The 18,273-nt window shown below is 61.5% G+C and carries 16 protein-coding genes; 13 read left to right on the top strand and 3 right to left on the bottom strand.

The genetic code is table 11. From position 1 onward, the window contains the following. The first annotated feature begins 28 nt into the window (after positions 1–28). From hfq to AWB64_RS15375, 9 genes are all read left to right on the top strand, one after another. Positions 29–265 carry an RNA chaperone Hfq gene (gene hfq / locus AWB64_RS15415; RefSeq protein ID WP_031356421.1) on the top strand — a complete coding sequence of 79 codons (237 nt, stop codon included), beginning with the start codon at positions 29–31 and terminating at the stop codon, positions 263–265. Positions 266–300: 35 nt separating this feature from the next. After that, entirely contained in the window at positions 301–1,575 is a 1,275-nt protein-coding gene (gene hflX / locus AWB64_RS15410; protein ID WP_060856285.1) for a GTPase HflX, read from the top strand. A gap of 47 nt (positions 1,576–1,622) precedes the next feature. Then, entirely contained in the window at positions 1,623–3,098 is a 1,476-nt protein-coding gene (hflK, locus tag AWB64_RS15405; RefSeq protein WP_060856357.1) for an FtsH protease activity modulator HflK, read from the top strand. A gap of 11 nt (positions 3,099–3,109) precedes the next feature. Next, entirely contained in the window at positions 3,110–4,024 is a 915-nt protein-coding gene (gene hflC / locus AWB64_RS15400; RefSeq protein ID WP_060856284.1) for a protease modulator HflC, read from the top strand. A gap of 43 nt (positions 4,025–4,067) precedes the next feature. Then, positions 4,068–4,259, top strand: a complete 192-nt coding sequence (locus AWB64_RS15395) for a DUF2065 domain-containing protein (protein ID WP_047897627.1) — start codon at positions 4,068–4,070, stop codon at positions 4,257–4,259. A gap of 129 nt (positions 4,260–4,388) precedes the next feature. Further along, positions 4,389–5,540, top strand: a complete 1,152-nt coding sequence (locus AWB64_RS15390; RefSeq protein WP_060856283.1) for an ATP phosphoribosyltransferase regulatory subunit — start codon at positions 4,389–4,391, stop codon at positions 5,538–5,540. A gap of 164 nt (positions 5,541–5,704) precedes the next feature. Next, on the top strand, positions 5,705–7,051 hold the full coding sequence (locus AWB64_RS15385; RefSeq protein ID WP_060856282.1) for an adenylosuccinate synthase: 1,347 nt from the start codon (positions 5,705–5,707) through the stop codon (positions 7,049–7,051). A 91-nt stretch (positions 7,052–7,142) separates the two neighbouring features. Continuing rightward, entirely contained in the window at positions 7,143–7,703 is a 561-nt protein-coding gene (locus AWB64_RS15380) for a phosphoribosyltransferase (protein WP_060856281.1), read from the top strand. A gap of 228 nt (positions 7,704–7,931) precedes the next feature. Next, entirely contained in the window at positions 7,932–9,824 is a 1,893-nt protein-coding gene (locus AWB64_RS15375; RefSeq protein WP_060856356.1) for a potassium transporter Kup, read from the top strand. A gap of 87 nt (positions 9,825–9,911) precedes the next feature. Here the strand turns inward: AWB64_RS15375 and AWB64_RS15370 are convergent, their stop codons facing one another. Together AWB64_RS15370 and AWB64_RS32555 are read right to left on the bottom strand one after the other, a co-directional pair. After that, the gene (locus AWB64_RS15370) at positions 9,912–12,272 is read right to left on the bottom strand and encodes a Tex family protein (RefSeq protein WP_060856280.1); all 2,361 of its coding nucleotides are present in this window, start codon (positions 12,270–12,272) and stop codon (positions 9,912–9,914) included. A 27-nt stretch (positions 12,273–12,299) separates the two neighbouring features. After that, positions 12,300–12,425: a hypothetical protein gene (locus AWB64_RS32555; protein WP_279616264.1), complete on the bottom strand. Its 126-nt coding sequence runs from the start codon at positions 12,423–12,425 to the stop codon at positions 12,300–12,302. Between the two features lie 206 nt (positions 12,426–12,631). On the opposite strand from AWB64_RS32555, the gene AWB64_RS15365 reads away from it, so the two are divergent. The 3 genes from AWB64_RS15365 to yoaA all read left to right on the top strand — a co-directional run bounded on the left by AWB64_RS15365 (position 12,632) and on the right by yoaA (position 16,009). Next, positions 12,632–13,372, top strand: coding sequence for a flotillin family protein (locus AWB64_RS15365; protein WP_060856279.1), 741 nt, complete (start codon positions 12,632–12,634; stop codon positions 13,370–13,372). 86 nt (positions 13,373–13,458) lie between these two features. After that, positions 13,459–13,677 carry a DUF465 domain-containing protein gene (locus AWB64_RS15360; RefSeq protein ID WP_060856278.1) on the top strand — a complete coding sequence of 73 codons (219 nt, stop codon included), beginning with the start codon at positions 13,459–13,461 and terminating at the stop codon, positions 13,675–13,677. Positions 13,678–13,789: 112 nt separating this feature from the next. Further along, positions 13,790–16,009 (top strand): DNA repair helicase YoaA, encoded by a 2,220-nt coding sequence (gene yoaA / locus AWB64_RS15355; RefSeq protein WP_075643289.1) that lies wholly within the window; start codon positions 13,790–13,792, stop codon positions 16,007–16,009. Between the two features lie 91 nt (positions 16,010–16,100). Here yoaA and AWB64_RS15350 read toward each other — a convergent pair whose 3' ends face one another. Then, positions 16,101–16,973 (bottom strand): outer membrane protein assembly factor BamD, encoded by an 873-nt coding sequence (locus AWB64_RS15350; RefSeq protein WP_060856354.1) that lies wholly within the window; start codon positions 16,971–16,973, stop codon positions 16,101–16,103. A 57-nt stretch (positions 16,974–17,030) separates the two neighbouring features. Between AWB64_RS15350 and AWB64_RS15345 the strand changes: the two genes are divergently transcribed. Continuing rightward, entirely contained in the window at positions 17,031–18,269 is a 1,239-nt protein-coding gene (locus AWB64_RS15345) for an RluA family pseudouridine synthase (protein ID WP_060856277.1), read from the top strand. Positions 18,270–18,273 lie beyond the last annotated feature (4 nt).

Below are 18,273 nucleotides of genomic sequence, written 5' to 3'. Positions count from 1 at the left end.
AACCTGCAAAAATAATACGGAGTTTGCTATGAGCAACAAAGGGCAATTGTTACAAGACCCGTTTTTGAACGCACTGCGAAAAGAGCATGTGCCGGTGTCGATCTATCTGGTCAACGGCATCAAGCTGCAAGGCAATATTGAATCGTTCGACCAGTACGTCGTGTTGCTCCGGAATACAGTTACCCAGATGGTCTACAAGCACGCCATTTCCACGGTCGTGCCAGCGCGTCCGGTGAATTTCCACCCGGATGCCGAAACGCCCTAAACCTCGCAGCGTCCGGTGCGACGGCATGAATAAACATGCTAATTCACCGGTCGCTTCAAAATGAAAACATCAATTTGATCAACGCAGCGCTTGTGGGTGTCGACTTCGGGAAAATCGATTTCGACGCCAGTCTCGAAGAACTCAGTCTGCTCGCACAAAGTGCGGGCGCCCATCCCGCCGTTACCCTGACCGGCCGTCGTTCCAGCCCTGATGCCAAGATGTTTGTCGGCAGCGGCAAAGTCGAAGAGCTGCGCCTCGCGTGCGTTGCCAACGACGTGGAACTCGTCATTTTCAATCACGCCTTGGCGCCCGCGCAGCAGCGCAATCTGGAAACCGCGCTGGAACTGCGCGTGATCGACCGGACCAGTCTTATCCTCGATATTTTTGCGCAGCGTGCCCGTAGTCACGAAGGCAAGCTGCAGGTCGAACTCGCGCAACTCCAGTACTTGTCCACGCGGTTGATTCGCGCGTGGACTCACCTCGAGCGGCAGAAGGGCGGTATCGGTTTGCGCGGACCGGGTGAAACGCAGCTTGAAACCGACCGCCGGCTGATTGGCGAGCGGATCAAGGCGTTGAAGGCGCGGCTGGCGAAGCTGCAGCGCCAGCACGGCACGCAGCGCCGCCAGCGCGAGCGCAACCGGACCACGTCGGTGTCGCTCGTGGGTTATACGAATGCGGGCAAGTCAACGTTGTTCAATGCGTTGACAAAGGCGCAAGCCTACGCGGCGGACCAGCTGTTCGCCACGCTCGATACCACTTCGCGCCGGATCTATCTCGGTGAGGAAGCGGGGCAGGCGGTGATATCGGATACGGTGGGTTTCATTCGCGACCTGCCTCACCAGCTCGTCGCGGCGTTCCGCGCGACGCTCGAGGAAACCGTTCAGTCCGACTTGCTGCTGCACGTGGTGGATGCGTCGAGCATGGTGCGGCTCGATCAGATCGAAGAAGTGAACAAGGTGCTGAGCAGCATTGGCGCCGACGGCGTTCCGCAGATTCTCGTGTTCAACAAGATCGATGCGGTGCCTGAGCTCGCGGCCCGCAACGATGCGGTTGAAAGGGACGAGTATGGTAATATTTTGCGCGTCTTTTTGAGCGCGAGAACGGGTCAGGGACTCGACGCGCTGCGCGCGGCAATCGCCGAATTTGCGGCTTCCGAACCTAAAGATAACAACGAGTACACGGAACTTCCGGACGGCACAATCGTGCCGGAGTCCATGGATAGCACATCCGACGACGGAACCACGCTACCGGAAGACCACCGGCCAGCCGACGAAAGTGAAGACCGCAAGGTCCCCGAGCACGGGCACTGATTTGTTCCGATTTGCATTGACCCGGCTGTCTAATGGTGAATCACCGAGTGAACGACTACAACGAGCGGAGTACCCGGCAGCTTTCGCATGCCGTCTTTTCGATCAACGATCCGCGCTGGGGGCGGGGCGACGGCAATGGCGACACTAAAGGCCAGGATCCGAAGCGTCCGCAGGAACAGAAGCGTCCATCGAAGGACAAGGACGGTGAGGGACCGCCGGATCTCGACGAGATGTGGCGCGACTTCAACAAGAAGCTCGCGGGCCTGTTCGGCAAGAAGCCGGCGGGCGGCGGTCCGCGTCCAGATAACGGCCGTGGCGCGAAGATCGGCTTCGGGATTGTTGTCGGTGCGTTGATTGCGATCTATCTCGGCAGCGGCGTGTTTGTCGTGCAGGACGGCAATGTGGGCGTCGTGTCGCGCTTTGGCAAGTACGAAGGCCAGGCCGAGCAGGGCGTGCACTGGCGCCTGCCATATCCGTTCGAGTCGCACGAGATCGTCAATACGTCGCAGATCCGTTCGGTGGATATCGGGCGCAACAACACGCTCACACATGCCAATGTCCGCGACGCGTCGCTGCTTACGCACGACGCGGATATTGTCGACGTTCGCTTTGCCGTGCAGTATCAGATCAAGTCGGCAACGGATTACCTGTTCCGCAATCTCGATCCCGAACAGAACGTGACGGAGTCGGCGCAGGCCGCCATTCGCGAGATCGCCGGTACGCACAGCACGGACGAGTTGCTCTTCAAGGATCACGAAGCATTGCGCGCAAAGCTGGTCGATCGCATTCAGGCATCGCTGGATGCTTACCAGACCGGCTTGCAGGTGACCGGCGTGACCATTCAAAGCGTGCAGGTGCCGGCTCAGGTTCAACCCGCGTTCGAAGAAGCGGCGAAGGTGCGCCAGGACAACGAACGCGCGGTGGATACCGCCAAGGCCTACGCTGACCAGCTTCTGCCGCGTGCGAAGACCGACGCGGCGCGCATGATCGACGAAGCCAAGGGCTATAGCAACCGGGCCGTTTCGCAGGCGCAAGGCAATGCCGAGCGCTTCAAGCAGGTTTATGCAGAATATTCGAAGGCGCCGGCAGTGATTCGTCAACGCATGTATCTGGAAACAATGCAGCAGATCTATTCGCGGGCGACGAAGGTATTCGTCGACAGCAAGAGTTCCAACAACGTGGTCTATCTGCCGCTCGACAAGCTCGTCGATGCAAACCGCCAGCGCGCGAATGCGGCCGCGCCGGCAAGCGGCGCGCCGGAGGCATCGGCTGCCGCGCCGAATCAGCCGGTTGGCGCTGCGCCCGCAGGTGTCGCCGGTATAGGCGGCTCGATCACGCAGGACGCGCGTGCCGAAAGCGCGCAGGCCGCGTCAGCGGTCGCGGCGCAAACCGCGTCCGCCAGCATCGCGGCGAGCGCGGCGGCTTCTTCCCCGGCGTCGGCATCGGCGAAAACGACCGGTGGTGATCCATTGCGCTCGCGCGACGCGTTCCGTTCGCGTTCGCGTGAAGACGACACGCAATGAGGGGCGCGATCATGAATCGAATCGTGGCTCTCGTAGTTGCCGTGGTGGTCGTGTTGTTCATCGGCTCTTCCATGATGTTCGTGGTCGACGAACGCCACGCCGGCGTGGTTACCGCGCATGGTGGCGGCGAGCCGAAGCTCGTCACGCCCGGCCTGCATTTCAAGCTGCCGCCGCCGTTCCAGACGCTTACGCTGATCGACACGCGCACGCTCACGCTCGATGAAGCGGGCACGGACCGTTTCAATACGTCCGACCAGAACGAGGTGATTGCCAATACGGTCATCAAGTATCGCGTCGCGGATCCGCTCAAGCTTTTTGAAAGCAACGAGAAGAACACGCAGACAGCGCAGGACCGGCTGGCCGCGCTCACGCGCACCGCGCTGACCTCGTCGTTCACCAAGCGGACACTTGGCGACGTGCTCGGCGAGCAGCAGGCTATTGGCACGGAAGCGCAGAAGGCGATCGAGCAGCCGGCAGCGGCGTTCGGCGTGGAACTCGTGGACGTGCAGCTCACGCGCATCGACTTCCCGGCCGCGGTGGCGGATTCGGTCTACAAGCGCATGATCGCGGCGCGCCAGCAGGCGGCGGCTGAAGAGCGCGCGAAGGGCACGGCCGACGCCGACGCCATCAAGGCCAATGCGGATCGCCAGCAAGAAGCCATTCTCGCCGACGCCTACAAGGAAGCGCAGACCATCAAGGGCGAGGGCGACGGCCGGGCTGCGTCGATTGCCGCCGACGCGTACGGCGTCGATCCGCAGTTCTACCAGTTCTATCAAAGCCTCGAAGCGTATAAAAAGACGTTCAATGCCGGCGACGTGATGGTTGTCGATCCGAGCAGCGATTTCTTCCGCTTCATGCGCAGCCCGAATGGCGCTGCGCCGAGCGCCGCCGATGCCACCACCCCGGCGCTCGCGCGCAAGCGCTGAGCTTCCGAAGCGCCGCGGTGCGAGCCGCGGCGCAATTTATCGAATGGACATGGCTGCATCGTTACTGCTCGCGATTGCGTTGATGCTGATTATCGAAGGGATGTTTCCGTTCGTCTTCCCGAACTCCTGGCGCGACACGTTCCGCCGGATCGCCCAGCGGCCGCCGCATCAGATTCGCATCGGCGGTCTGATCGCGATGGTGCTTGGCGTGATTCTGCTGCTGATTGCGACCTGAAATGCCGCCGGGCGAGCCGGCCCGAAACCGCCAGTAGCCGCCCGCAGATCAAAAGATTATCCTGACCGACCGGCGATGCCACGTCCACCCGCACCGCCGCGCTCAAAACGTTCCGTAGGAAACGCCCCGATGTCCACCTGGTTACTCCCTGAGAATATTGCCGACGTCTTGCCGTCCGAGGCGCGCAAGATCGAAGAATTGCGCCGCCGGCTGCTCGACCGTTTTCGTTCGTATGGCTACGAGCTCGTGATGCCGCCGATGCTTGAGTACATCGAGTCACTGTTGACGGGCGGCGGCCGCGACCTGGACCTGCGCACGTTCAAGCTTGTCGACCAGTTGTCCGGACGCACGCTCGGCATGCGCGCTGACATTACGCCGCAGGTATCGCGTATCGATGCGCATTTGCTCAACCGGCAAGGCGTGACGCGCCTTTGCTATGCGGGCAACGTGCTGCATACGCGGCCGCGCGGCTTGCATGCGACGCGCGAGCAGATTCAGATTGGCGCGGAAATTTACGGTCATGCGGGTCTTGAGGCGGATCTCGAAATCCAGCAGTTGATGCTCGATTCGCTGCATCTGAGCGGCCTGAACAAAGTGCGCCTTGACTTGTGCCATTCAGGTGTTCTGCGGGCTTTGCTCGAACTGGAACCCGCCGCCGCCGCGCTTGGTGAGTCGCTCTACGCCGCACTCGCGGCCAAAGACGTGCCGCGCCTGAACGAACTGACGGCGAAGCTCGGCGATGTCACCCGCGACGCCCTGCGCGCGTTGCCGTCGCTGTACGGCGATGCGTCGGTGCTCGAAGACGCGCGCGCCCGACTGCCAAACCTGCCGGCGATTTCCCGTGCACTCGATGACCTCGCGTTCCTCGCGCATCAGGCCAATGGCGCCGAACTGATGATCGATCTCGCCGATCTTCGCGGCTATGCGTATCACAGCGGCGTGATGTTCTCGGCTTATGTGGACGGCGTGCCGAACGCGGTGGCGCGCGGCGGGCGTTACGACGACGTGGGCCTCGCCTACGGACGCGCGCGTCCGGCGACGGGTTTCTCGCTGGACCTGCGCGAAGTTGCGCGCATTTCTCCCATCGACGCCCGCGGCAGTGCGGTACTCGCCCCGTGGAATCACGACGAGCCGCTGCGCGCTGCGGTTGCGCAACTGCGCGATGCGGGCGAAGTGGTGATCCAGGCGTTGCCTGGACACGACCATGATCTCGACGAGTTCGCATTCGACCGCGTGCTGGTCGAGCGCGACGGGAAATGGGTCGTCGAGGCCCGTTCCTAGCGGCTCCGGCGTTTGCCCACGCGATTCAGGGCGGCAAGCGTCAGACAAGACTCCAGCCTCATCCAATCGACACAAAGTCGATAAGCGTTCGCAAATACCGGGAAAAACTCGGAACCTTCGGCGAACATAGGTAAAATGCTTTTTTAACCAGCTATCAAATTGACATGTCTGCCAGCGCAGTGAATGTGAACCCGGGGCGCAACGTCGTCGTGGTCGGCACCCAGTGGGGTGATGAGGGCAAGGGCAAGATCGTCGACTGGTTGACGGACCACGCCCAGGGCGTCGTGCGCTTCCAGGGCGGTCACAACGCCGGCCATACGCTGATTATCGGCGGCAAGAAGACCATCCTCCGCCTGATTCCGTCGGGCATCATGCGCGCCGGCACGGCTTGCTACATTGGCAATGGCGTGGTCTTGTCGCCGGAAGCGCTGTTTAAGGAAATCGGCGAACTGGAAGCGGTCGGTGTCGACGTCCAGAAGCGCCTGTTCATTTCCGAAGCCGCCAACCTGATCCTTCCGTATCACATTGCCATTGACCAGGCGCGCGAAGCACGCCGCGGCGCGGCGAAGATCGGCACGACAGGACGCGGCATTGGTCCGGCGTATGAAGACAAGGTCGGCCGCCGCGGACTGCGTGTGCAGGACCTGTACGACCGTGAAGTGTTCGCCGAACGCCTGCGCGAAACACTGGACTTCCATAACTTCGTGCTGACGGGTTACCTCGGCGCGGCCGCCGTGGACTATCAGGAAACGCTCGACACCATGTTCGGCTATGCCGAGCGCCTCGCGCCCATGGTGACGGACGTTTCGCGCCGTCTTTACGACGAAAACCACGCTGGCCGCAACCTGTTGTTCGAAGGTGCGCAAGGCACGCTGCTCGACATCGACCACGGCACGTATCCGTATGTCACGTCGAGCAATTGCGTGGCGGGCGCTGCAACGGCGGGCGCGGGCGTGGGTCCGCAGAAGCTCAATTACATTCTCGGCATCACGAAAGCGTACTGCACGCGCGTGGGCGCGGGACCGTTCCCGAGCGAGTTGTACGATGCGGACAACATACATCGTCAGGAACAGATCGGCCTGACGCTTGCGACGGTTGGCAAGGAGTTCGGCTCGGTCACGGGGCGTCCGCGCCGCACCGGCTGGCTCGACGCCGCCGCGCTGCGCCGTTCCATCCAGATCAATGGCATCTCGGGCCTGTGCATGACCAAGCTCGACGTGCTGGACGGACTGGACGAAGTGAAGCTGTGCGTGGGCTACAAGCTCGACGGCAAGGACGTCGACATCCTGCCGCGCGGCGCGTCGGAAGTGGCGCGTTGCGAGCCGGTGTACGAGACGTTTGGCGGCTGGAAGGAAAGCACCATCGGCATTACGCAATGGGACAGCTTGCCGGAAACCGCGCGCAAATATCTGTCGCGGGTGCAGGAAGTGGCGGGCGTGCCTATCGACATGGTGTCGACAGGTCCGGACCGCGACGAGACCATCCTGCTGCGTCATCCGTTCAAGGTTTAAGACCTTGAGCGTCTAGCCAAGACCCAAGTGGCCGCGAATGTGCGGCCACTTTGCATTTTCAACCGCTTTACGTATTCATAGAACATTGACCATGATCGCGATGAAAGACCCGCGCAACGACGACCGCAACCTTTGGGTGGGCTGGGACGAATATCACCGCCTGATCGAGTTGCTGGCGCTTTCGGTGCACGACTCGGGCTGGAAGTTCGACAATATCCTGTGTCTCGCGCGTGGCGGACTGCGCGTGGGCGACCAGCTTTCGCGCATCTACGATCTGCCGCTCGCCATCCTGGCGACGAGTTCCTACCGTGAGGCGGCGGGCACGGAGCAGGGCGCGCTCGATATCGGTCAATACATCACGATGACCCGAGGCGAGTTGTCCGGTAACGTGCTGCTGGTCGACGATCTGGTCGATTCGGGGGTCACGCTTTCGCGCGTTCAGCAGCATTTGAAGGAGCGTTATCCCGCGGTGACGGCGGTACGCTCGGCCGTGCTCTGGTACAAAGGCTGTTCCAAGGTCAAGCCCGACTATTACGTTCAGTTTCTTGAAACGAATCCGTGGATTCATCAGCCGTTCGAGGAGTGGGACACGGTCCGGCCGCACAACCTCGGTGCGTGGATCAAGCGCGGCCTGCACGACGAGCGCAACTGATTCTTCCACTTCCCTTTCTGCACCAAAATCAAAATGCCGTTCGATAGCCTGTTAGCATGCTCGGACGGCATTTTCACGATCATCGCCCATGCATCTTAGTGACTTCACCGCAATGTCAAATCGCTTCATCTTCATGGTCGTCGCGGTATCACAACACGACGGTGGGACAGCAGGCCCGGCGTTAGAATGGCGTTCGTTTTTTCCGATCAGGACGGCTCCCCCGCGTTTATGACAACAATGACCCACGCGCACGAGCGCAAACAACCGCTGCCTGCCCTGGCGCTCGCCGCTATTGGCGTAGTGTTCGGCGACATTGGTACGAGCCCGCTCTATGCGCTGAAAGAGGCGTTCAGCAAATCACACGGCATCGAGCTCAATGAAGCTGCCATCCTTGGGGTTATTTCGCTGCTGTTCTGGGCGATCGTGATCGTGGTGGGCATCAAATATGTGCTTTTCGTCATGCGCGCGGACAATAACGGCGAAGGCGGCGTGCTCGCGCTCATGACGCTGGCGTTGCGCACGCTGAAAGAATCTGGCCGGGCGACCGGCGTGCTGATGATGCTCGGCATTTTCGGCGCCTGCATGTTCTATGGCGACGCGGTGATTACGCCTGCGATGTCGGTGATATCGGCGGTGGAAGGGCTGGAAATCGCCTCGCCGAAGCTCGCGAATTACGTGATCCCGATCACCATCGTCATTCTCGTGATGCTGTTCTGGATTCAGCGGCGCGGCACGTCGGTGGTGGGCAAGCTGTTCGGCCCGATCATGCTCGTGTGGTTCGTCACGCTTGCCGTAATGGGCGTCTTTCATATCGTGCAAATGCCGCGCGTGCTGGTCGCGCTGAATCCGTATTACGCGTTTTCGTTCATGCAGGCGCATGTGTTGCAGGCGTATATCGTGTTGGGTTCGGTCGTGCTGGTGCTGACCGGCGCCGAGGCACTCTATGCCGACATGGGCCACTTTGGCGCCAAGCCAATCCGATACGGCTGGTACGGCCTCGTCATGCCCTCGCTGCTGCTCAACTATTTCGGCCAGGGCGCGCTTCTGATGCACTCGCCCGAAGCGCGTGAAAGCCCGTTCTTCCTGATGGCGCCTGACTGGGCGCTGCTGCCGCTTGTGATCTTGTCGACCATCGCGACTGTGATCGCGTCGCAAGCCGTGATTTCGGGCGCGTATTCGCTGACGAGCCAGGCCATTCAGCTGGGTTACGTGCCGCGCATGAAGATTCTGCATACCTCGGATCTGGCCATCGGGCAGATTTATATTCCGGTCGTGAACTGGATGCTGCTGTTCATCATCCTGTGCATCGTGATTGGCTTCAAGAGCTCGGAGAATCTCGCCGCGGCATATGGGCTTGCCGTTACGGCGACCATGCTGGTCACGACCATTCTTGCGTCGGTCGTGATGACCAAACTGTGGGGCTGGAACAAGTTCCTGGTGGGCGGAATCATCAGCGTGTTTTTTATTATCGATGTTGGATTCTTCGGCGCGAGCCTGCTCAAGATCGAGCAGGGCGGCTGGCTGCCGCTGGGTATCGGCGGCGTATTGTTCTTCCTGCTGATGACGTGGTTCAAGGGCCGCATGATCGTCAAGGACCGGACCGCCGCCGATGGTATTCCGCTCATGCCGTTTCTGCAGGGCCTGCTTGCGCACCCGCCGCATCGCGTATCCGGCACGGCGATCTACCTGACCGGCAGCGATTCGCTTGTGCCAGTGAGCTTGTTGCATAACCTGAAACACAACAAGGTCCTGCACGAGCGCACGATTTTCCTGAATTTCGCGACGCGCGATGTCCCGTATGTGGACGACAGCACGCGCGTGGAAGTAAAGGACGCGGGCGGCGGGTTGTTCCTTGTAAAAGCTCAGTATGGGTTCAATGAAACGCCGGATGTGAAAGCCGTATTGCACGAAATCGGGCGTACACACGACATGACGTTCGAGCTCATGGATACGTCGTTCTTCATGGCGCGCGAGACCGTCGTGCCGACGCAGTTGCCGGGCATGTCGGTGTGGCGCGAGCGCGTGTTTGCGTGGATGCACCAGAACGCCGCGAAGCCCACGGACTTCTTCAGCATTCCGGCGAACCGCGTGGTCGAGCTTGGAACGAAGATCGAGATTTGAGCGCTGTGTTGTTGACTGATTGATGAAAAGAAACGGCCCATCTTTCGATGGGCCGTTCTTGTTTCTGCTTTGCCGATTCGTGGCGGCTTATTTCTTCAGTTTCGCGAATGCCGCCGCCATTGCGCTTGCCGCTTCCGGCTCGCGACGGCCGCCGCCGTTGCCATTGCTGTTGCCCCGTACATCGCGAGCGCTGCCGCCACCGCCCCGACGATCCTGGCCGCCGCGTTGCTGTTGCTGCGGCGAAGCGCCTTCAGGCGCGAAGTCGTCGTCCAGACGCATGGTCAGCGCGATCCGCTGGCGCTTCACATCGGTTTCCAGCACTTTCACCTTCACAACCTGACCCGCCTTCACGACTTCGTGCGGGTCCTTGATGAACTTGGTCGACATCGCCGACACATGCACGAGTCCGTCCTGATGCACGCCAATGTCGATAAACGCGCCAAACGCCGCCACGTTCGTGACCACGCCTTCCAGGATCATCCCCGGCGTCAGATCAGAAAGTTTTTCGACGCCTTCGCGGAACGTGGCCGTCTTGAACTCGGGACGTGGATCCCGGCCCGGCTTTTCGAGCTCGGCCAGAATGTCGCGGATGGTGGGAAGACCAAAACGCTCATCGACGAAATCCGCTGGCGACAGACCCGATAAAGCTTCGCGCTTGCCCATGACATCGGCGGCGTGCTTCTTGATCTTCGCCAGGATTCGCTCGACGACCGGATACGCCTCCGGGTGCACCGAAGAACGATCCAGCGGATTCACGCCGTTATTGATGCGCAAAAATCCGGCGGCCTGCTCGAAGGTTTTATCGCCGAGACGGGGGACTTTCTTCAACTGGTCGCGCGACGCGAAGGGACCGTTGGTATCGCGGAAATCGACGATATTGCGCGCCAATGTCGCATTCAATCCCGAGACCCGCGCCAGCAGCGCGACCGATGCCGTGTTCGCGTCCACGCCGACCGCGTTCACGCAATCCTCGACCACGGCGTCCAGCGAGCGCGCGAGTTCGCGCTGATTCACGTCGTGCTGATACTGGCCCACGCCGATCGCTTTGGGGTCGATCTTGACGAGTTCGGCGAGCGGATCCTGCAGCCGCCGCGCGATGGAAACAGCGCCGCGCAAGGTCACGTCGAGATCGGGAAATTCCTTCGATGCCAGTTCGGATGCCGAATAAATCGATGCACCCGCTTCCGACACCACGATCTTCTGCAACTTCAACTCGGGGTGTTTCGCAATCAACTCGCTCGCGAGCTTGTCCGTTTCGCGCGACGCGGTGCCGTTGCCAATGCTGATCAGTTCGGCTTGCGTTTGCGCCGCGATGCGCGCGAGCTTGGCAAGCGAGCCGTCCCAGTCGCGTCGCGGTTCGTGCGGGTAGATGACATCGGTTGCAAGCAGCTTGCCGGTGCGATCCACGACCGCCACTTTCACGCCCGTGCGCATGCCCGGATCGAGTCCGATCACCGCTTTCGGACCCGCCGGCGCCGCCAGCAAAAGATCTTTCAGGTTGCGCGCGAACACACGGATTGCTTCGCCTTCGGCTTCTTCGCGCAGGTTCGTGAGCAGATCGTTTTCAATATTCGGCTGCACCTTCACGCGCCAGCACCAGCGGCAGACGTCGGCCAGCCATTTGTCGGCGGGGCGGCCTTGATTGGCGATGCCAACGTGGTTCGCGATCAGCGTCTCGCCCGGGTGCGGCACTTGTGCGTCGAGTTCTCCGCCCAATCCCAGCTTGACGGACAGAATGCCCGCATTGCGACCGCGAAACAGCGCCAGCGCGCGATGCGACGGCACCGTGCGAATGGTTTCTGAGTAATCGTAATAATCGCGGAATTTCTCGCCTTCTTCGGTTTCCTTGCCTTCGACCACGGTCGATATCACGCTGCCCTGCTTGAACAGATATTCGCGCACCTTGCCGAGAATCTCCGCGGTTTCGCCAAATTGCTCCGAAAGAACGTCGCGGGCGCCATCGAGCGCGGCCTTGGTATCGGCGACGCCTTTTTCCGTATCCACATAACGCGCGGCTTCCGTTTGCGGATCGAGCTTCGGGTCGGCGAGGAGGGCGTCCGCAAGCGGCTGCAGGCCGGCTTCGCGGGCGATCATCGCGCGGGTGCGGCGCTTCGGCTTATACGGGAGATACAGGTCTTCGAGCACCTGCTTGCTGTCGGCGCCTTCAATGGCGGCGCGCAGTTCGGGCGTGAGCTTGCCTTGTTCGTCGATGCTCAGGACAATCGCCGCGCGCCGGTCCTCGAGTTCGCGAAGATAAACGAGCCGTTCCTCGAGCGTGCGCAATTGCGTGTCGTCGAGATTGCCTGTCACTTCCTTTCTATAACGGGCGATAAACGGAACGGTGGACCCTTCGTCGAGAAGTTGCACGGTGGCGGCGACCTGGCGCGGCTGCACGTTCAACTCGGTGGCGATGCGCTGGACAATCTTGAGTGCTACGGTTTCCGTCATGGGTGTCTGCGTCTGCCTGCTGGCTCATCAGGGGCTTTCGCGCGCCGCGCATTTCACTTGAATCCGCGCGAACACGTTTGCCGGGTTGGTGAAGCGGGGCATTTTGCCATAAATGCCGGAGGCCTCCGGCGCGCGGTGATAGAATTTCGCCATCGTAGAAGCTGCATTTCAATACATTGTTCAACACGCTGGCCACCACGTTGCCGACCTCCCGCCCTTTGTCCGTTTTGCCGACTGCTCCAGTCGATTCGTTGGCCGCGCGTCACACGCGTCACGTTGCGCGCTCTTACTCGCGATGGCTTCGTTCACTTGGTGCCGTGGTGGCCGTGCTGGCGTGCGCGGGTTTTGTGCACGGAGCCATGGCGCAGACGCCGAAGCCTATCAATCCGGGCACCTCGGTGACGGAATCGCCGCTTGACAACGCCAGCGCGACCGGTGCGAATGCCGCCAATGCAGCGGACGCGGACACGAACGGTTTCGGCGCGCGTCAAAAAGCGCTGGACGTGCGCAGCGAGGAAAACAACTATCGATATGCGGTCAAGCAGCACGACTGTTACAGCAACTTTTTCGTCAATCATTGCCTCAATGCCGCCCGGGCGGAGAAACGCGATGTGAGCCAGCAGATCCGCAAGGAGCAGCTCGCGCTAGACGACGAACAACGCCTGCAACACGCACAGCAGCGCGACCAGCAGACTGCGATCAAGCGCGCGCAATACGAAGCGGAAGCGCCGCAGCGCGCGGCGAGTGAAAAGGCGAGCGCGGAATCGTTCGCTGAAAAGCAGCGCCAGAACGCACTGTCCGAAGCGCAGCGCAAAGCCGAAGCACCGCAGCGTGCGCAGAACCAGGCGGATTACGACCGCAAGCAGGCTGATTACCAGAAGAAACTCGACGATGCCGCCGCGCGGGGCGTGCAGGACGCACGCAATCGCGACGAGAAGGCCGCGCGCTTCGAAGCGAAGCAGCGCGACGCCGCCGAGCACCAGGCGGAAGTTCAGGCACGGCAGAAGGAAGCGGCTGTCAAACAGCAGCAGCGCGCGCAGCAGGAAGCCGCGGATCGCGCGCATCAGGAGCAACTCAAGCAGCAGCAACAACCGAAGTAAGCTGACGAAGGTCGGAATGTGGACAGCAACCTCGGGCGATGCCGCCAGTGATTCCGAGCGGTTCGCCGCGACGAGAGGAGCCGAACATGCACGCATATCCTGCAGCAGCAGTGGACACGGGTACGATCCGCGAGCGTATCGGGCAGTTGCAGGCGGAGCATCATGGCCTCGACAGCCTGATTGGCAAGATGGCGGATGTGCCGGGCATCAACGAGCTGGAAATCAGGCGCCTGAAAAAGCGCAAGCTCAAGGTCAAGGACACGATCATCCTGCTGCAGTTACAGTTGGAACCGGACGCGCGCTGAAACGGCGTCACGCACTTCAGCGGCGCGCGCGGCAAGACACCCACGCTACAAAGCAGGAACCTTCCCTTTGAATTCGCCCGACAACGCCGTGACAGACAACGCGGAATCCGTGCTGAAGCCGGACGCGAAAGCGGGTGTCGCCGACACATCGCTTTCGCTCACGCTTGGCGCCAAACGCCGCACCGAACTCGACGCGATTTTTGCTGCCGAGGGCTTGCTGGCGCGTCAAATCGATGGTTATCGCTCGCGCGCGTCGCAAATCGACATGGCGCGCGCAGTCGCGGCCGCAATGGAAGCGTCCGGCCGCGCCATGCCCGAACCCGCCATGTTCGACGCACAACGCCGTCCCGCGCGCAAGCTGGGTCCTTCGGATGCGCCAGTGGCCGTCGAGGAAAACGGGGACGAGGTAGGCCTTGCGACCGCCTCCACGGGCGTGGATGGCGGCGAGAACACGTTGATCGTGGAAGCCGGGACAGGGACGGGCAAGACCTTCGCGTATCTCGTGCCGGCCATGTTATGGGGCGGCAAGGTGATCGTCTCGACCGGCACCAAGCATTTGCAGGACCAGCTTTTCCAGCGCGACATTCCGACTGTGCGCGACGCGCTCGCGGTGCCGGTTTCCGTTGCGATGCTCAAAGGCCGCGCGAATTATCTATGCCATTACTACCTGCAGCGCACCGCTGATAACGGCCGCTTGCCGACGCGCCAGGACACGGCGCATTTGCAGGAGATCATCCGCTTCGCGAAGATCACGCGCACCGGCGACAAAGCTGAACTTGCAAGCGTGCCCGAGAATTCGCCGGTCTGGCCAATGGTCACGTCCACGCGCGACAATTGTCTTGGCCAGGAATGCCCGCAGTACAAGGAATGCTTCGTGATGCAGGCCCGGCGCGAGGCGCAGCAGGCTGACATCGTGGTAGTGAATCACCACCTCTTTTTCGCCGATGTCATGCTCCGCGACACCGGCATGGCCGAGTTGCTGCCGACTGCGAACACCATCATCTTCGACGAAGCGCACCAGCTTCCCGAAACGGCGACGCTCTTTTTCGGCGAGACCGTTTCCACCACGCAGTTTCTCGAACTGGCTCGCGACGCGGTCGCCGAAGGCCTGAGCCACGCGCGCGACTTCTCCGACTGGACCAAACTCGGCGCGGCGCTGGAGCGCGCGGCGCGCGATGTGCGGCTTGCGTTCAAAGAAGACTCGGTGCGCATGTCGCTCGGCCAGCTCGCCGACGATCATCCTTTGTTCGATGCCCTCGACACGCTCGAAGCGCATCTCGATGCGCTCACGGCAGCGCTGAACGCTCATGCTGAACGGGCGGAATCTCTGGGTGCGTTGCAGCGGCGCGCTCGCGAACTGCAGGGTTTGCTGGGCGGCTGGACCGCGCCGCCTACGCCTGTTGAAAAAGCGGTCGCGCAGGAAAAAGACGCCGCCACGAAGGCCGATCCAAACGAAATGGTCCGATGGATCGAGGTGTTCTCGCACACGGTCCAGTTGCATGAAACGCCGCTGTCCGTTGCGCCGATTTTTTCGAAGCAGCGCGCGGGCGTGCCGCGTGCGTGGATCTTCACCTCGGCGACGTTATCCGTGCGTGGCGACTTCACGCATTACGCCGCGCAAATGGGCCTGAACGCGCGGCGCTCCATGACGCTGCCCAGTCCCTTCGATTACCCAGCGCAAGGCTTGCTGTACGTGCCGCGCAACTTGCCGCAACCGTCGTCGCCGAATTTCACCGACGCCGTATTCGACGCTGCCTTGCCTGTCATCGAGGCATCGAAGGGTGGCGTGTTTTTCCTGTGTACCACGCTACGCGCCGTCGATCGTATTGCGAACCGCTTGCGCGACACAATCGAGCGGCGCGGCTGGGATTATCCGCTGCTGGTTCAAGGCGACGCGAGCCGCACCGAATTGCTCGACCGTTTCCGTTCTTATGGCAATGCGATCCTGGTCGGCAGCCAGAGTTTCTGGGAGGGCGTGGACGTGCGCGGCGACGCGCTGTCGCTGGTGGTCATCGACAAGCTGCCGTTTGCGCCGCCCGACGATCCGGTGCTGTCGGCGAGACTGGATGCGCTGACGAAGAAAGGCTTGAGTCCGTTTGCCGTGCATCAGTTGCCGCAGGCGGTGATCACGCTCAAGCAGGGCGCGGGGCGACTGATCCGCGCGGAAACGGATCGCGGCGTGCTGATGATCTGCGATACCCGTCTCGTCGATAAACCTTATGGCCGGCGTATCTGGCAAAGCCTTCCGCCGTTCAAGCGCACACGGGAAATAGAAGTGGTGCGCGCATTCTTCACTGATCCTGAAACGGCGATAGCGCAAGCAGGCGAATAGGAAAGACGCTTCGATTCAGACGCGCACATAACAAAAAACCCGGCTTTCAAAAGCCGGGTTTTTAATTTCTACGATCAACGTATCAACGTGCTTACCAGATCTGCCACCAGGACTTGTTTTCCTTGCCCGGCCGTGACTTGCCGGTGATATACGGGCTGTCCGGGAACGTGGCGGCCAGCACGCGCTTCGTGTCGCCTTCCAGTTGCGGCTGGTCCAGCTTTCCATACGACAGCATCATGATATGCAGCGCATCTTCGGTAGCAGGCGCATTCCTGTATTCGCGAATGGCCAGTTGCGCGCGATTGATCGCGGCCACATAAGCACCACGCCGATAGTAATAATCGGCAGCGTGAACCTCATGCGAAGCAAGTGCGTTCACGATATAGCGCATGCGCTGCGCCGCATCCGGCGCGTACTTGCTTTGCGGATAACGGTCGACCACGACCTTGAACGCATCGTACGATTCGCGCAGCGACTTCGGATCGCGCTCGCTCATGTCCTGACCGGAGAAGCGGCCGAACAGACCGAGGTCGTCGTTGAAGTGGATCATGCCCTTCAGGTAATACGCGTAGGCAATGTCCGGATGATCCGGGTGCAGCTTGATGAAGCGGTCGATGGCGGCATCTGCCGATGCGGTTTCACCGTCTTTCCAGTTGCAATATGCAACGTTGATCTGCGCCTGCTGCGCAAAATGTCCGAACGGGTCGCGGCCTTCGAGGCCCTCGAAATACTTCGCGCATTTGCCAAAGTCGCCGCCGGTCAGCGCATCCTGCGCCTCCGAGTATAATTTGCCGTTATTCCACGTTGCCGTTTCGTCGGTTTTCTCGGGCAAACCATGACAGCCCGCGACAAAAACGGCACCCGCAGCCAGCGCCGCAACCCTGACAGACGAATTCGACGATAGCCTGATCAACTGGCGCACAGGGTTCAAAACGGTTTTCAAAGCTTGATTCACGGCTCGCATCAGTGCTTGCATTTTCTAGCTCATGCCTTTCTGGCTAATTCCCAGCTTTCAGTCTAAATGACCCGCTCAAGTACAAGTCGTACCAAAGATCGCAGCAAAGATTATAGCCCAAGCACATCGGCCGACGACGCACGTCCGGACGATTTGACCGCATTGGAGCGTGAAACGCAGACGCCCGATGCGCCTGTTTCTACCAACCTGCACGCGCGCCGCGCCGATGCCGAAACGCCGCGAACGATTGCTGTGCCGGACGAGTACGCCGGCGAGCGCCTCGACAAGGTCATGGCGCGCCTGTTCCCGGAATTCTCGCGCAGCCGCCTGCAGACGTGGATCGATGCACAGCGCGTACAGGTCGACGGCGCGCCGGCCAGGATCCGTCAGCCCGTGCCTTTGGGCGCCACGATCACGCTGATTCCCGATCTCCTGCCCGAGCAGCTTGCGTTCACGCCGGAACCGGTGCCGCTCGACATCGTTTATGAAGACGACGCGCTCGTGGTCATCAACAAGCCGGCCGGCATGGTCGTGCATCCGGCCGCGGGCAACTGGAGCGGCACGCTGCTCAACGGCCTGCTTTACCGATATGGCGACGCCGCCGCTGGCTTGCCGCGCGCGGGTATCGTGCATCGGCTGGACAAGGAGACTTCCGGACTCATGGTCGTTGCCCGCACGCTCGAGGCGCAAACCATCCTCACGCGCCAGTTGCAGGCGCGCACGGTGAAGCGCCGCTACGTCGCGCTGGTGTGGGGAACGATGCCGGACGAGGGCACGATCGACGCGCCCATCGGCCGCGACCCGCGCGACCGCACGCGCATGGCGGTGGTCGAAAGCGCATCGGGGAAATACGCCCGCACGCATTACCGCACCATCGACCGGGCGATGTGGAACCAGCAGCCCGTGTCCGCCGTGCATTGCGATCTCGATACCGGCCGTACACACCAGATTCGCGTGCATTGCGCGCATATCCGCCATCCGTTGCTGGGCGACCCGATCTACGGCCACGCGCGCGGCAAGCGCTCCGTGCAGCCGCTTCCCGACGGCTTCAACCGGCAGGCGCTGCACGCCTGGCGGCTCGGCCTGATTCACCCGACCACGGGGCGCGACATAAGCTGGCGCGCGGACGTGCCTGACGACATTGAAGCGCTGGCCGCGGAACTCGGGCTTGGCCGGGATGAATCGACGGATCTCGATCCGGAAGACGAGGATTTCATCGAGGAAGAAGGTTACGACACCCGGGCGCGCGGCGGCTGGGATGAGTCGCAGCCGATTGAATACGACGAAGATGACGACGAGGAATGAGCGC

Origin of the sequence: Caballeronia sordidicola, from assembly GCF_001544455.2 — a bacterium.
GTDB lineage: Bacteria > Pseudomonadota > Gammaproteobacteria > Burkholderiales > Burkholderiaceae > Caballeronia > Caballeronia sordidicola.
Note: the sequence above shows the minus strand (reverse complement) of the source record. Positions and strands in the feature narration are given on the sequence as shown.

Excerpts from the sequence above, each read along its gene's own strand:
- hflC (WP_060856284.1), top strand. The coding sequence starts at position 3,110 with ATGAATCGAATCGTGGCTCTCGTAGTTGCCGTGGTGGTCGTGTTGTTC.
- AWB64_RS15380 (WP_060856281.1), top strand. The coding sequence starts at position 7,143 with ATGATCGCGATGAAAGACCCGCGCAACGACGACCGCAACCTTTGGGTG.
- AWB64_RS15390 (WP_060856283.1), top strand. The coding sequence starts at position 4,389 with ATGTCCACCTGGTTACTCCCTGAGAATATTGCCGACGTCTTGCCGTCC.
- AWB64_RS32555 (WP_279616264.1), bottom strand. The coding sequence starts at position 12,425 with ATGGCGAAATTCTATCACCGCGCGCCGGAGGCCTCCGGCATTTATGGC.
- AWB64_RS15350 (WP_060856354.1), bottom strand. The coding sequence starts at position 16,973 with ATGCGAGCCGTGAATCAAGCTTTGAAAACCGTTTTGAACCCTGTGCGC.
- AWB64_RS15370 (WP_060856280.1), bottom strand. The coding sequence starts at position 12,272 with ATGACGGAAACCGTAGCACTCAAGATTGTCCAGCGCATCGCCACCGAG.
- hflX (WP_060856285.1), top strand. The coding sequence starts at position 301 with ATGCTAATTCACCGGTCGCTTCAAAATGAAAACATCAATTTGATCAAC.
- hfq (WP_031356421.1), top strand. The coding sequence starts at position 29 with ATGAGCAACAAAGGGCAATTGTTACAAGACCCGTTTTTGAACGCACTG.
- AWB64_RS15395 (WP_047897627.1), top strand. The coding sequence starts at position 4,068 with ATGGACATGGCTGCATCGTTACTGCTCGCGATTGCGTTGATGCTGATT.
- AWB64_RS15365 (WP_060856279.1), top strand. The coding sequence starts at position 12,632 with ATGGCGCAGACGCCGAAGCCTATCAATCCGGGCACCTCGGTGACGGAA.
- AWB64_RS15360 (WP_060856278.1), top strand. The coding sequence starts at position 13,459 with ATGCACGCATATCCTGCAGCAGCAGTGGACACGGGTACGATCCGCGAG.
- AWB64_RS15345 (WP_060856277.1), top strand. The coding sequence starts at position 17,031 with ATGACCCGCTCAAGTACAAGTCGTACCAAAGATCGCAGCAAAGATTAT.
- AWB64_RS15385 (WP_060856282.1), top strand. The coding sequence starts at position 5,705 with ATGTCTGCCAGCGCAGTGAATGTGAACCCGGGGCGCAACGTCGTCGTG.
- AWB64_RS15375 (WP_060856356.1), top strand. The coding sequence starts at position 7,932 with ATGACAACAATGACCCACGCGCACGAGCGCAAACAACCGCTGCCTGCC.